Raw genomic sequence first — 14,086 nt, 5'->3', positions numbered from 1 at the left:
GGCACGCCGTGAGAAGGGCACATGAGAAGGGCGGGAGGCCCCATGGACACCGTCTTCCGCAATGTCCGCGTCATCGACGGTTCCGGTGGTCCGTCCTACCGCGCCGACGTCGCCCTGGACGGCGGCCGGATCGCCGGGATCGGACGGGAGACGGACGCCGGGCCGCGCCCGGGGGCCGCGCGCGTGGTCGACGCCGACGGGCTCGCCCTCTCCCCCGGCTTCATCGACATGCACGCCCACAGCGACCTCGCGCTGCTCCGCGACCCGGCGCACGAGGCCAAGGCCGCCCAGGGCGTCACCCTCGAAGTCATCGGCCAGGACGGCCTGTCGTACGCCCCGGTCGACGACCGCACCCTCGCCGAGATCCGCCGGGCCATCACCGGCTGGAACGGCGGGGGCCGTGACATCGACTTCTCCTGGCGCACGGTCGGCGGGTACCTCGACGCCCTGGACCGTGCCCACGGCGGCCGCGGCATCGCTGTCAATGCCGCCTACCTCGTCCCGCAGGGCACGGTCCGCATGGCCGCGGTCGGCTGGGACGACCGGGACGCCACCCCGGCCGAGCTCGACCGCATGAAGCGCCTCGTCGCCGAGGGGCTCGAGCAGGGGGCGGTCGGCATGTCGTCCGGCCTGACCTACACCCCCGGCATGTACGCCAAGGACGCCGAACTCACCGAGCTGTGCCGGGTCGTGGCCGCGTACGGCGGCTACTACTGCCCCCACCACCGCAGTTACGGAGCGGGCGCGCTCGACGCGTACCGGGAGATGGTGGAGCTGGCCCGCACCGCCGACTGCTCCCTCCATCTCGCCCACGCCACCATGAACTTCGGTGTGAACAGGGGCAGGGCGGGGGACCTGCTCGCCCTCCTCGACCGGGCCCTCGCCGACGGCGCCGACATCAGCCTCGACACGTACCCGTACACCCCCGGCTCGACAACTCTCGTGGCGCTGCTGCCCAGTTGGGCCAACGAAGGCGGCCCCGACGCGACCCTCGCCCGCCTGAAGGACGCCGCAACCGCCGGGCGCATCCGCCACCACATCGAGGAGCTCGGCTCCGACGGCTGCCACGGCGTCCCCGTCGAGTGGGACACCATCGAGATCTCCGGCGTCTCGGAACCGGCTCTGGGCGGCTTCGTCGGCCGTACCGTCCAGGAGTCGGCGGACCTGCGCGGCGAGGCCCCCTGGGACACGGCCCGCCGCCTCCTGGTCGACGACCGTCTCGGCTCGACGATCCTCCATCACGTAGGCCACGAGGAGAACGTGCGGGCCATCATGCGCCACCGTGTGCACACCGGCGGCAGCGACGGCATCCTCCAGGGCGCCAAGCCGCACCCGCGCGCGTACGGCACCTTCCCGCACTATCTCGGCCGGTACGTACGGGAGTTGGGCATCCTGTCCCTGGAGGAGTGCATCGCCCACCTCACCTCACGCCCGGCCGCCCGGCTCCGGCTGCCGGACCGGGGTCTGGTCCGCGAGGGGTACCGCGCCGACCTGGTCCTCTTCGACCCGGCCACGGTCGCCGCGGGCTCCACCTACGACGAGCCGCGCACCCTCCCGGCGGGCATTCCCCACGTCCTGATCGCCGGCCGCTTCGTGATCGAGGACGGGCGGCGGACCGACGTCCTGGCGGGGCGGGCGGTACGGCGGACGGGCGCCCAGGGGTGCACCCCCTAAGGCAGCAGATCCCACGGGTGATGATCCCAGGAGGGAGCCGGCCCCACGGGGTCGGCACGCTGCAGGGACGGGGCCTGGGACTCGCGCTGCTGGGGCGGGGCCTGGGGTGTGGCCGCGAGGCGTCCCCGGACCGCGTTCCGCTCCGCGGCCACCACCAGTTCCTGCAGCTCCTGCCCGTTGTTGGTGAGCGAGGCGCCGAGGGCGGCGGCCCGCTCCTCGCGTTCGGCGGTGCGGCGGATGGTGAAGAACACCGCCGGACCGGTGTAGTTCCCGTCCTCCTTGAACTGCTCCAGCATCCGGAAGCCCTCGGCGTGCCGCGACCCCCGGCTGATGTCGGAGATCAGCAGGTCGGGAGTGCTGCGGCGGAGCTCCTCGACGGCCTCGGAGCTCCCGGACACATGCGTCACTCCCACGCCGAGGTTCTCCAGCACCTCGCGCACCACGGCCTTGCGCTCCGGCTGGTCGTCGACCCAGAGGACGTGGAACGGGACGGGCCGGTACGGGGCCGACTGCTGGGGGGCGGGGTAGGAGCCCTGCGGCTGGGGGGCGGGCTGCTGCGGTGCAGGCGGCGTGCCGTACCCGCCGGCCCCCAGGGGCGGTTCGTTCCCCTGCCACGCCAGCGGCGGCCCGAACCCGGTGGCGTAGCCGTCCCTGCGTGCCCCCGGCAGTTCCCGCCAGACCGGGGCCCATTCCTGGGACATCCGGGTCGGCTCGCCAGCGGCGCCCAGCGGGCCCTCGCGCAGCCGCAGCAGCAGCCGGTCCGCGTCCGGGAGGGCGGTCAGCTCGTCGATCAGCGACGTGAAGGCCGAATTGGCCACCAGGTCGGGGAATTCGTTGGGCAGTTGGCGTTCCAGCGCGGTCAGCACCGCCTCGCCGGACCCGATGCGCGCATCCGGCGGCAGCAGGTCGTACGGCGCGAGGAAGCTCCGTACGGTCCCGAGCTGCTCCTCGGTCAGCCCGCCTCCGGCGGCCAGCAGCGTCCGGCGCACCTCCCGGTACGTGCGGAACTCCCGCACCACATCACCGTCCACGGTGCCGGACGGGCCGGTCAGCATCCGGTAGAAGTCCGGGTAGAAGTACTGCAGCAGCAGCGTCCTGATCACCGCGCCGGGGCCGAAGTCGCGCCACACCGGGTTCAGCGTGGCCTCCAGGACGAAGCCGTTGACCAGGCGCTTGATACGGCGGGGATTACGGTCCGAGCGCTGGGCCAGCAGGTCCACCAGGGCGTCGTCGAGCAGCGGCTCGACCCCGGCGGTCCGGGCGCACCAGCGGATGTAGTCCTTGACGCCCTGTCCGTCGGCGGCCGGGATCCGGTAGCTGGTCTGGAAGATCTTCTCCATGAACGCCGACCCGGCCGGTGACAGGTCCCGCAGCAGCCCGTTCGGCCCCAGCGCCGACCGGTCGCAGCCGACCACGAAGGCCAGCCCGGGTACGTCCAGATAGACCTTCACCGCCTCGCAGACCGCGAGCACCGTCTCCTCCGAGCAGCGGTCCAGGTCGTCGATGAAGACCACCAGGAGCCGCCGCGGCCGGAAGGCGCCGGTCTGGCCCCATTCCTGCACCAGCTCGCCGATGGCGGCGCGCATTGCGTTGCGGGCCTGGGAGTCGACGGACAGCTTCTTCCAGAGCTCGTCGACGAGACCGGCCACCCCGAGCGGCCCGGCGGCGACGGTGGTCAGGGCCCGTAAGACCCGGATCAGCGCGCGCCGCTCGGTGACCCGCTGGAGGCCGCGCCGCAGCACCCGCCGGTCGAAGCGCATCAGCACGGACTTGATCAGCCCTTCGAGGGCGTCGGCGCCGGTCGAGGTCCAGGCGTTGTACCAGACGGTGTGCACCTCGGGGTGGTCCGCGAGCTCCGCGTCGACCAGGCGCATCAGGCTGCTCTTGCCCATGCCCCATCCGGCGTCCACCGCGAGGGTGAAGGGGGTGGCGTCGCGGGAGGCGACCAGCAGCCCGGCGAGCTGGTGGGCGGCCCGGCCTGCGCCGAGCAGATCCGCGCCGGGCTCGGCCACCGGCTCGTCGTTGAGCAGGGCGAAGGGGCCGCGCGGGGGCTGCGGGGAGAACTCCGGCGGCAGGTCGGGCCTCATGCCGCCGGAGCGTACCGGCGCCGCGCCGCGCCCCGCCGGGAGTCCGACGAAATCGGCACCCGGCCGCGGCGGGCGCACCGGCTCCCGGCCATCCGATGATCACCCCGCGTGAGCAACCCCACACCAAGTGCTGATCAAGGTGGGGAAAAACACCCGGCGCCCGCCGATACACCGCCGTAAAGTGGCGGACATGCAGGTGATCCAGTCAACCAAGCTCGCAGGCGTCTGCTACGAAATCCGTGGCCCGGTGCTCGAGGAGGCGATGCGGCTGGAGGCGGCGGGTCACCGCATCCTCAAGCTCAACACCGGCAATCCCGCGGCATTCGGCTTCGAGTGCCCGCCCGAGATCCTGGAGGACATCCTCCGCTCGGTCGGCACGGCGCACGGCTACGGCGATGCCAAGGGCCTGCTCTCCGCCCGCCGCGCGGTGATGCAGCACTACCAGACCAAGGGCATCGAGCTGTCGGTCGACGACATCTATCTGGGCAACGGCGTCTCGGAGCTGATCCAGATGTCGATGCAGGCGCTCCTGGACGACGGCGACGAGGTCCTCGTGCCCGCCCCGGACTACCCCCTGTGGACGGCGTCGGTGTCCCTCTCCGGCGGTACGGCCGTGCACTACCGCTGCGACGAGCAGGCGGACTGGATGCCGGACCTCGCCGACATCGAGCGCAAGGTCACCGACCGCACCAAGGCCATCGTCGTCATCAACCCCAACAACCCCACGGGTGCCGTATACGACGACGAACTGCTGCGCGGCATAGCGGAGATCGCCCGGCGCCACAATCTGATCGTCTGCGCCGACGAGATCTACGACAAGATCCTCTACGACGACGCCACCCACACGCCGTTCGCCGCGCTCGCCCCGGACCTGCTGACGCTGACCTTCAACGGCATGTCCAAGGCGTACCGGGTCGCGGGCTACCGCAGCGGCTGGATGGCGGTCTGCGGTCCCAAGGCGCACGCCTCCTCGTACATCGAGGGCCTGACGATCCTGGCCAATATGCGGCTGTGCGCCAACATGCCGGCCCAGCACGCGGTCGCCACCGCGCTCGGCGGCCGGCAGTCGATCAACGACCTGGTCCTCCCCGGCGGCCGGCTGCGCGAGCAGCGCGATACGGCCTATGACCTGCTCACGCAGATCCCGGGCGTCAGCTGCGTCAAGCCGAAGGGCGCGCTGTACGCCTTCCCGCGACTGGACCCCAAGGTCTACAAGATCAAGGACGACCGGCAGATGGTCCTGGACCTGCTGCGCGCCGAGAAGATCATGATCGTGCACGGCACGGGCTTCAACTGGCCGGAGCCGGACCACTTCCGGCTGGTGACCCTGCCCAGCGCGGACGATCTGGCGGACGCCGTCACCCGGATCGGCACCTTCCTGGACGGTTACGGACAGTACTGACCCGGAGCGACTTCTCCGCTTCTTCTCCCCTTCTCATATACGGATCACAACTTTAGACAAGGTCTAAGCTAGGATGGCCTCCTAGACGTATTCGGCTGCCCCTGTGCGGCTGCTCGTTTCAGGTGCTTGCAGGAGGCCTCCCATGTACGAACCGATCCGCACGAAGTCGGTCCACACCATGGCCGCCGTCCCGGACGTACCGCACCGCTCCCGCGAGGAGGAGCTGGAGATCCGGCTCGCGGGACAGCTGACCGCGCTGCTCACCGTCACCGATGAGCTGCACGCCCTGGCGGTGCAGGCCGGCGACGCCCCGGAGGGCGCCGCGCTGGCGGCCGCCGCCGACCGGATCGCCGAGCAGGTGGCGCGGCTGAGTGGTGGCCGGCACCCGCTGCGCGCCGAGCCCAGCGACGGCGGCGATCCGTCCCGCGTCCCGGTCCTGCACCGGCGCGCCCGCACCCTCGCGGGGAACGCCCTGGCGGTGGCCACCTCCCGTAACGACAGCCCGGCGAAGGCGCTGGCGGCGGAGCGGATGGCGGCGCACGATGCGGCCACGGACGCCCGGGACCTCGCCACGGCCTGACGGCGAACCGTCCGGGGCCCCGCACCAAGTACGGGGCCCCGGACGGGCGTTCAGACGCTCCTGCGGCTAGCCGAGGCGCTGCACCAGCGCCCGGTATTCGTCCCACAGCTCCTTCGGCGTGTGGTCACCGAAGGTGTTGAGGTGCTCGGGGATCAGCGCCGCCTCCTCGCGCCAGACGTCCTTGTCGACGGTGAGCAGGAAGTCGAGGTCCGCGTCGTCCAGGTCGAGGCCCTCAGTGTCCAGCGCGTTCTTGGCGGGCAGCACGCCGATGGGGGTCTCGACGCCCTCGGCGGTGCCCTCCAGGCGCTCGACGATCCACTTGAGCACCCGGCTGTTCTCGCCGAAGCCCGGCCACACGAAGCGGCCCTTGTCGTCCTTGCGGAACCAGTTGACGTAGTAGATCTTCGGCAGCTTGGCGGGGTCCTTGTCCTTGCCGACCTTGACCCAGTGGCCCATGTAGTCGCCCATGTTGTAGCCGCAGAACGGCAGCATGGCGAACGGGTCGCGGCGCAGCTCGCCGACCTTGCCCTCGGCCGCGGCGGTCTTCTCGGACGCCACGTTCGCGCCGAGGAAGACACCGTGGTTCCAGTCGAGGGACTCGGTCACCAGCGGTACGGCGCTGGCGCGGCGGCCGCCGAAGAGGATCGCCGAGATCGGCACGCCCCGGGGGTCCTCCCACTCGGGCGCGATGGTCGGGCACTGGGCGGCCGGGACGGTGAAGCGGGCGTTGGGGTGGGCGGCCGGCACGCCGGACTCGGGCGTCCAGTCGTTGCCCTTCCAGTCGGTCAGGTGGGCCGGGGTCTCCTCCGTCATGCCCTCCCACCACACGTCGCCGTCGTCGGTGAGGGCGACGTTGGTGAAGACGGAGTTGCCCCACAGGGTCTTCATGGCGTTGGCGTTGGTGTGCTCGCCGGTGCCGGGCGCGACGCCGAAGAAGCCGGCCTCGGGGTTGATCGCGTAGAGCCGGCCGTCCTCGCCGAAGCGCATCCAGGCGATGTCGTCGCCGATGGTCTCCACGGTCCAGCCGGGGACCGTCGGCTCGAGCATGGCCAGGTTGGTCTTGCCGCAGGCGGACGGGAACGCGGCGGCGACGTACTTGGACTCACCGCTCGGCGGGGTCAGCTTCAGGATCAGCATGTGCTCGGCGAGCCAGCCCTCGTCGCGCGCCATGACGGAGGCGATGCGCAGCGCGTAGCACTTCTTGCCGAGCAGGGCGTTGCCGCCGTATCCGGAGCCGTACGACCAGATCTCGCGGTCCTCGGGGAAGTGCGAGATGTACTTGGTGCTGTTGCACGGCCAGGGCACGTCCGCCTCGCCCTCGGCCAGCGGGGCGCCGAGGGTGTGCACGGCCTTGACGAAGAAGCCGTCCTCGCCGAGCTCGTCGAGGACCGGCTGCCCCATGCGCGTCATGGTGCGCATCGAGACCGCGACATAGGCGGAGTCGGTGATCTCCACGCCGATGGCGGAGAGGGGCGAGCCGAGCGGGCCCATGCAGAAGGGGACGACGTACATCGTGCGGCCCTTCATGGCGCCGCGGAAGATCCCGCCCTCACCGTTCTCTCCGGTGAAGACGGCCCGCATCTCCGCCGGGGCCTTCCAGTGGTTGGTCGGGCCGGCGTCCTCCTCCTTCTCGGAGCAGATGAAGGTGCGGTCCTCGACCCGGGCCACGTCCGTGGGGTCGGAGGCGGCGTAGTACGAGTTGGGGCGCTTGATCGGGTCGAGCTTCTTGAACGTGCCCTTGTCGACGAGCTCCTCGCACAGACGCTCGTACTCCGCCTCCGAGCCGTCGCACCAGACGACCCGGTCGGGCTGGGTGATCGCTGCGATCTCGTCGACCCAGGAGATCAGGTCCTGGTGACGGGTCGGGACGGGGGAGGGAGCCGCGTTGTCGCGCGCCACGATCGCTCCTAGATGAGGGTGTGATGGACTACCACCCGGTTTGCCGGGGTTCATCCGTTTTTTGTTGGACCTCTTCGCTTACCTGCCCCTTGGGGGCCGCGACCCGGATGCTTCGTGACCGCTCATCCGGTGCCGACCGCACTCATTTGATCATCCGACCCCGACAGAGTTCTGTCCAGAGGGCACCTTCGTGACCGTCACCACTTCCGGACGGAGAGGTAACCTACGGTCGCGTAGGTAGCATGACCGCCATGAACTCCGCGCCCGACGCAGCCGAGAGCCCCACCGCCGCCTCCGCGGTCGCCGCAGTGGCCGCACCACTCAAGCCCAGACTCCGCGGCTGGCTGCACGCCGGAATGTTCCCCGCCGTGCTGCTGTCCGGCGTGATACTCACCGCCCTCGCCGACAGCCCCCGCGGCCGGCTGGCGTGCGCCATCTACACACTGAGCGCCTGCCTGCTCTTCGGGATCAGCGCGCTCTACCACCGCGGCAACTGGGGCCCCCGGGCCGACGGCATCCTGCGCCGCCTCGACCACGCCAACATCTTCCTGATCATCGCGGGCACCTACACACCGCTCACGATGCTGCTCGTACCGGGCACCCGCGGCCAAGTGCTCCTGTGGGCGGTCTGGGCGGCCGCCCTGGCCGGCATCCTCTTCCGCGTCTTCTGGGTCGGCGCCCCGCGCTGGCTCTACACCCCCTGCTACATCGCCATGGGCTGGGCCGCCGTCTTCTTCCTCCCCGACTTCCTGCGGACGGGCGGCATCGCGGTACTGGTGCTGGTGATCGTCGGCGGCCTCCTCTACAGCGCGGGCGGCGTGATCTACGGCATCAAGCGGCCCAACCCCTCACCCCGGTGGTTCGGCTTCCACGAGGTCTTCCACTCGTTCACGCTGGCGGCGTTCGTCGTGCACTACGTGGGGATCTCGCTGGTGGCGTACACACACGCGTAGGCGCCCCGGACCTCACGAAATAACAGATGGCCGCGACCTTCGGGTCGCGGCCATCCGCCGTACGGGCCGGCCCCCATCGGCGCATTCGTCATAATTGACAGCAAGCCCCTTTTGGTGGTTTCTGTCACTTCGGCTAGCCGGGTCACGGCGGATGCGGCGCTGGGGGCCCTGCCGCGGGACCGGGGAGGCGCTGCTCGGCAGCCTGCTCGTGGGGGCGTACACCGGCTGGCCGCGTCCGCGGACCGCGCCCATGTGCACGGGACGGGGCCGTGGCGGGCGGGAGGCACCGTGCTGCCGTGGGCGGAACCGTGGTCACCGGAACACCCGATGCCCGACAATGAGCGCCATGGTCACCGCACGTACCGCCGCCCCTGCCGGATCCGCGACCGAGCCGCCCGGGACCCCGAAGCCCGGGCTGCGGGAGCGGAAGAAGATGCAGACCCGGCAGGCGATCCGCCGGGCCGCCTACCGGCTCTTCGAGCAGCAGGGCTACGACGCGACCCCCATCGACCAGATCGCCGAGGCCGCGGATGTCTCGCCCAGCACCGTCTTCCGCTACTTCCCCACCAAGGAAGACATCGTCCTGACCGATGAGTACGACAGCGTCCTGGAGGAGGGGCTGCGCGCCCGTCCGGCAGACGAGCCGATGGTCGAGTCGATGCGGCAGGTCACCGTCGAGGCGCTGGGCAGGATCACGGCGGCGGAGCGTACGGAACTCGGCCAGCGCATGCGGCTGGTCCGCGAAGTGCCCGCCATCAGAGGCCGTACGGCGGAGAACACCGCCCGGGACGCCGCGATGATCTCCGCCGTGCTCGCCGAGCGCTCCGGCCGGCCGGCCGACGACCTGGAGGTGCGGGTGGTCGCCGCGGCGGTCCTGGCGGCCCTTCAGGAGGCCCTGCTGCGCTGGGTCGAGGCCGGTCCGGACGCCGATCTGGAGGCGCTGGTCCACCGGACGATGGACGTCCTGGCCCGCGGTCTCACGCTCTGAGGGGAGGGGCGTCCGGGGGCGGGGCCGCGTCTGGCGGGGCGTCGAGCGGGACGGCACCGTCGAGCCAGAAGACCGGCCCGCTGTCCGCTCCGGCCCGCGCCCCGGCCCCCGGTTCGTGCCCGCCCTCGGCCGTTACCGGCTCTCCCGGCTCTCCCGGCTCTCCCGGCTCGCCCAGCCGGGCCGCGAGCCGCCTCCGCAGTTGCGACAGCCGGGCGATACGGGCGTCCAGGTCGGCGAGACGGCGCCGGGCCACCTCCTCCGCGACCGCACACCGCTCCGAGCGGGGGTCCTTGGGTATCACCTCCGGCACCCCGCCGGCCGGCATCGTGGCCAGCAGATGCGCAAACGCCCGGACATCGCCGACGGTCAGCCCCGCCTCCCGCAGCTCACGGACGGCCCGCAGCCGGCGGATGTCCTCCGCGTCGTACTCCCGGTGCCCCGACGGCGTCCTCCGGAACGTCACCAGCCCCTGCTGCTCGTAATAGCGCACCGCCCGGGGCGTCAGCCCGGCGGCGGCCGCGGCGTCACCGATGCGCACGGATGTCCCCCTTGGCCAGTGTGCTCTCCAACCCCGCGGCCGCTTGCAGCAGTTGCTCGTCCGCACCCTGTGCGCCGACCACCTGGAGCCCGAGCGGCAGCCCGTTGGCGGCGCGACCGGCGGGCAGGCTGAGTGACGGCAGCCCGGCGTTGCTCCAGGGGAGGCACATGACCGACTTGCCGGTGTGGGTGAGGTCCGCCGTCACGGTCTTGCCCGCTATCAGGGCCCCAGCGGCGAGCAGCCGGTCCACGACGGTGGCCTGCGCGCCGCCCAGCACCTCGGGCGGTAGCGCGGACCCCGCACGCGTGGGCAGGCCGTCGGCGTGCACGATGTCCTTGAGGCCCACGGGTATGCCGTACAGCGGCGGCCGGTCCCCGGCTTCCCGTGGACCGGCCGCCACCCGCTCCCGCGCCGCCTCTGCCAGCCGCGTACGCCGCGCCGCCTCGGGTACGAAGGCCCGCACCCGCGCATCGACGGCGTCGATACGGTCGCAGGTGCGCAGCGCCGCGGCGACGGGGTCGTCCGCGCCGGACCGCAGCGCTTCGGCTTCCCGTACCAGGGATCGGTACCTCAGCAAGGTCTCCACGCTCGCAGGCTACAACCGGCCACTGACAGTCCCGCGGCGGACGTTCCTCGCCGCCTCGTTCACCGCGTGCGGCTCACAACTCCACCACCACAGCGCCCAGATGGCGCCCCTCGGTCAGCTCGCGAAGCGCCCGCGGCGCCTGCTCGATGCCGTGCAGCCGGGCGTGCGGGAAGGAGAGGGTGCCGTCGCGCAGGCCCTCGGCGAAGCGCCGGTTCCACTCCGGGATGAGGTCGAGGTGGTCGTGAAGGGCGATGCCGCGCATGGTGATGCCGCGGGCGAGGAACGAGAGGGTGTCGACCGGCGTCGGTGCCGGTCCGTCCGTGGAGAGCTGCGTGGCCAAGGCTCCCACGATCGCGAGCCGGGCACCCCTGTTGGCGAGGGCGATGGCGGCCTGCAGCTGCTCGCCGCCCACGTTGTCGAAGAGCGCGTCGATGCCGTCCGGGGCGGCCTTGCGCAGCTGCTCCTCGATGGGTCCCGCACCGCGGATCACCACCGCGTCATAGCCGAACTCCTCGACCAGCCGGTCGGCCTTCTGCCGGGAGCCGGTGCTGCCGATGACCCGGGCGGCGCCGTACTGCCGGGCGATCTGGCCCGCCAGGGAGCCCACGCCGCCCGCCGCCCCGGTGACGAACACCGTGTCCCCGGGGCGGACTTCGGCTCCGCGGGCGATGCCCATCAGGGCGGTGGGCCCCTGGGAGAGGCAGGCGGCGCGGTCGGGCATCAGGCCGGGGTCGAGGCGGTGCACCCCGGCGGCGTCCAGCAGCGCGTACTCGCGCCAGCCGAGACGGTGTTCCACCAGGTCACCTGGGGTGAATTCGCCCCCGGGCGCGGCCACCACCTCGCCGACCGCGGACCCGTGCAGCGGCGCCCCGATCTCGTACGACGGGATCGGCACCGTGCTGGTCTCCTCCATCAGGGTGCGCATCACGGCGGCGACCCCCATGTGGGTGTTGCGTACGAGCACCTGGCCGGGCCCCGGCTCGGGCAGCGGCACCTCCGCGATCTCGAAGAGATCATCGGTGACGGGCCCCTGGGGGCGGGCGGCCAGGCGGACTTCACGGTAGGTGCGGTTCGTCATGCGCCGAGGCTAGAACTTGACGCGCGCGTCAAGGTCAAACCGGCCGATGGTCCTAGGACTTGAGGCGGAAACGGCCGGTGCCTCACCCCCGCAGCCGCTCCTCCAGCTCCTCCGGATCCGTCGTCGGCCGCTCACAGGTGAAGTGGTGGCAGACGTATGCCGCCGGGCGGCCGTCGACCAGGGGGCGGTCCATGAGGAGCGGGATCTCCCCGGCGTCGTCCGAGCCGGGGGCGCCCAGCGCGACCACCGTGCCGGGGGCCGTGCCGAGCAGCGCGGCGCGGTGCAGGGCGGCGGTGGCGGGATCGTCCCGGGGGCCGACGACGGCGACCTCGCGGGGCCCGGCCAGGGCGGCCTCGGCGACCGCGAGGCCCCAGCCGATGAAGCGCGGGGCGCGGCCGCCGAGGGCGGTGACGATGCCCAGGGCGCGGTCGGCGGCGTCCCGGTGCAGGGTGCTGCCGGTCAGCGCCGCGTACGAGAGCAGCGCGCCGGCGGCGGCGGTCCAGCCGGAGGGGGTGGCGTTGTCGGTGGGGTCCTGGGGGCGGCGGATGAGCGTCTCGGCGTCGGCTGCGGTGTCGTAGAGGGCACCGTCCGGGGTGGTGAACTGGACGAGGACGGTGTCCAGGAAGAAGCCGGCGAACTCCACCCACACGCCCTCCCCGGTGACCGAGGCCAGCGTCAGGAATCCCTCGGCGACGTCGGCGTAGTCCTCCAGGACACCGGAGTTGGCGCCCGCGGTGCCGTCCCGGGAGGTGCGGTGCAGCCGGGCCTGCCAGTCCATGTGGACGCGGACCAGGAGGTCGGCGGCGTCGGTGGCGGCCTGGATCAGGTCGGGGCGGTCGAAGTAGGCGCCGGTCTCGGCGAGTGCGGCGATGGCCAGGCCGTTCCAGGAGGCGACGACCTTGTCGTCCCGGCCGGGCCGCGGCCGCTCGGCACGCGCCGCGAGCAGCCGCTCCTTGACAGAAGCCAACCGTTCGGCGTCCACCGGGCCATCGGTCACCTCGGGGAGCTGCAGGACCGAGGCCCCCTCCTCGAAGGTCCCGTCCTCCGTGACGCCGAAGTGGGTGGCGGCGAATTCCGCGTCCTTCTCGCCCAGTACGGAGCGGAGCTGGTCCGGTGTCCATACGTAGTAGGCGCCCTCGGCATGCCTGCCGGACCCGGTGCCGTCGTCGCTGTCCGCGTCCAGTGCGGAGGCGAATCCGCCCTGGTCGGTGCGGAGTTCGCGGACCATGAAGTCGGCGGTCTCCAGGGCGATCCGGCGGGCGAGGTCGCTGCATCCGTCAGCGGCTCCGCCGCGGGCGGTGGTGCGCCAGAGGTGCGCGTAGGTGCGGCAGAGGAGGGCGTTGTCGTAGAGCATCTTCTCGAAGTGCGGGACCGTCCACGTCGCGTCCACCGCATAGCGGGCGAACCCGCCGCCCAGCTGGTCGTAGATGCCGCCGCGGGCCATCGCCGTGCAGGTGGTCTGCACCATTTCCAGGGCCGCGGCCGAGCCCGTACGGGCGTGGTGGCGGAGCAGGAATTCCAGCACCATGGGCGGCGGGAATTTGGGCGCCCCGCCGAATCCGCCGTGCAGCGCGTCGAATTCGCGGGTCAGCGCCATCAGGGCGGTGTGCAGCTCCTCGGGGCGCGGCGGGCGGCGCTCCGCGGGCAGCGACTCGGCGAGCGAGCGGCCGGCCAGGTCGGCGACGATCCGGCCGGCGACCTCGTCGACCTCGTCGCGGCGGTCGGCCCAGGCACTGCGTACGCCTTCGAGGACCTGCCCGAAGGACGGCATGCCGTGGCGCGGCGCGGGCGGGAAGTAGGTGCCGAAGTAGAACGGCTCGGCGTCCGGGGTGAGGAAGACCGTCATCGGCCAGCCGCCCTGCCCGGTCGCGGCCTGTACGGCCTCCATGTAGACCGCGTCGACGTCCGGCCGCTCCTCACGGTCGACCTTGACGGCGACGAAGTGATCGTTGAGCAGGGCGGCGGTGGCGGGGTCCTCGAAGCTTTCGTGGGCCATCACATGGCACCAGTGGCACGAGCTGTATCCCACGCTGAGCAGCACCGGGACGCCGCGCCGTCGCGCTTCCTCGAACGCATCGGCGGACCACGGCCACCAGTCGACCGGGTTGTCGGCGTGCTGGAGCAGATAGGGCGACTGCTCGTTGGCCAGTCGGTTCATACCGGCATCGTCGCACAACTCAAGCGCGCTGATCAGCAGGGAGACGCCGAACCGATGCGGTGGGCCCGAAGCCCCGGCACCCGTGCCGGCCGGCGCGGTGGCCGCAGCGCCGCACCCTTCTCGGCGGGTGCCTGCCCCTTGCT

At 72.0% G+C, this 14,086-nt stretch carries 11 protein-coding genes; 5 read left to right on the top strand and 6 right to left on the bottom strand.

Annotation, left to right across the window (positions count from 1 at the left end; translation table 11 throughout):
• Positions 1–42 precede the first annotated feature (42 nt).
• Entirely contained in the window at positions 43–1,674 is a 1,632-nt protein-coding gene (locus ADL29_RS00420) for an N-acyl-D-amino-acid deacylase family protein (RefSeq protein WP_053921816.1), read from the top strand.
• On the opposite strand, the gene ADL29_RS00415 is transcribed toward ADL29_RS00420, so the two are convergent.
• On the bottom strand, positions 1,671–3,761 hold the full coding sequence (locus tag ADL29_RS00415) for a P-loop NTPase fold protein (protein WP_078970689.1): 2,091 nt from the start codon (positions 3,759–3,761) through the stop codon (positions 1,671–1,673). The two genes, ADL29_RS00420 and ADL29_RS00415, sit on opposite strands and share 4 nt — an antisense overlap.
• Positions 3,762–3,951: 190 nt before the next feature.
• Between ADL29_RS00415 and ADL29_RS00410 the strand changes: the two genes are divergently transcribed.
• Together ADL29_RS00410 and ADL29_RS00405 are read left to right on the top strand one after the other, a co-directional pair.
• A complete protein-coding gene (locus tag ADL29_RS00410; protein WP_046930828.1) occupies positions 3,952–5,163 on the top strand; it encodes a pyridoxal phosphate-dependent aminotransferase in 1,212 nt (403 codons plus the stop codon).
• Between the two features lie 142 nt (positions 5,164–5,305).
• A complete protein-coding gene (locus ADL29_RS00405) occupies positions 5,306–5,743 on the top strand; it encodes an SCO4983 family protein (protein ID WP_053921815.1) in 438 nt (145 codons plus the stop codon).
• Positions 5,744–5,809: 66 nt separating this feature from the next.
• Here the strand turns inward: ADL29_RS00405 and ADL29_RS00400 are convergent, their stop codons facing one another.
• Positions 5,810–7,642, bottom strand: a complete 1,833-nt coding sequence (locus ADL29_RS00400) for a phosphoenolpyruvate carboxykinase (GTP) (protein WP_053921814.1) — start codon at positions 7,640–7,642, stop codon at positions 5,810–5,812.
• Positions 7,643–7,893: 251 nt separating this feature from the next.
• Here ADL29_RS00400 and trhA point away from each other — a divergent pair, with 251 nt between their 5' ends.
• Both trhA and ADL29_RS00390 read left to right on the top strand, forming a co-directional pair.
• On the top strand, positions 7,894–8,595 hold the full coding sequence (gene trhA, locus ADL29_RS00395; RefSeq protein WP_078970688.1) for a PAQR family membrane homeostasis protein TrhA: 702 nt from the start codon (positions 7,894–7,896) through the stop codon (positions 8,593–8,595).
• A 346-nt stretch (positions 8,596–8,941) separates the two neighbouring features.
• Positions 8,942–9,583, top strand: coding sequence for a TetR/AcrR family transcriptional regulator (locus ADL29_RS00390; protein ID WP_053921813.1), 642 nt, complete (start codon positions 8,942–8,944; stop codon positions 9,581–9,583).
• On the opposite strand, the gene ADL29_RS00385 is transcribed toward ADL29_RS00390, so the two are convergent.
• The 4 genes from ADL29_RS00385 to ADL29_RS00370 form a co-directional block, all read right to left on the bottom strand.
• The gene (locus ADL29_RS00385) at positions 9,573–10,121 is read right to left on the bottom strand and encodes a MerR family transcriptional regulator (RefSeq protein WP_078970628.1); all 549 of its coding nucleotides are present in this window, start codon (positions 10,119–10,121) and stop codon (positions 9,573–9,575) included. The two genes, ADL29_RS00390 and ADL29_RS00385, sit on opposite strands and share 11 nt — an antisense overlap.
• Positions 10,108–10,707, bottom strand: coding sequence for an amidase family protein (locus ADL29_RS00380; protein WP_053921812.1), 600 nt, complete (start codon positions 10,705–10,707; stop codon positions 10,108–10,110). The genes ADL29_RS00385 and ADL29_RS00380 overlap by 14 nt, the downstream gene beginning before the upstream one ends.
• Positions 10,708–10,780: 73 nt before the next feature.
• Positions 10,781–11,785 carry an MDR family NADP-dependent oxidoreductase gene (locus ADL29_RS00375; protein WP_053921811.1) on the bottom strand — a complete coding sequence of 335 codons (1,005 nt, stop codon included), beginning with the start codon at positions 11,783–11,785 and terminating at the stop codon, positions 10,781–10,783.
• An 82-nt stretch (positions 11,786–11,867) separates the two neighbouring features.
• Positions 11,868–13,943: a thioredoxin domain-containing protein gene (locus ADL29_RS00370; protein ID WP_053921810.1), complete on the bottom strand. Its 2,076-nt coding sequence runs from the start codon at positions 13,941–13,943 to the stop codon at positions 11,868–11,870.
• Between the last annotated feature and the right edge of the window lie 143 nt (positions 13,944–14,086).

Source organism: Streptomyces chattanoogensis (assembly GCF_001294335.1).
Taxonomy (GTDB): domain Bacteria; phylum Actinomycetota; class Actinomycetes; order Streptomycetales; family Streptomycetaceae; genus Streptomyces; species Streptomyces chattanoogensis.
This window is presented reverse-complemented; position numbering and strand designations above follow the sequence as displayed.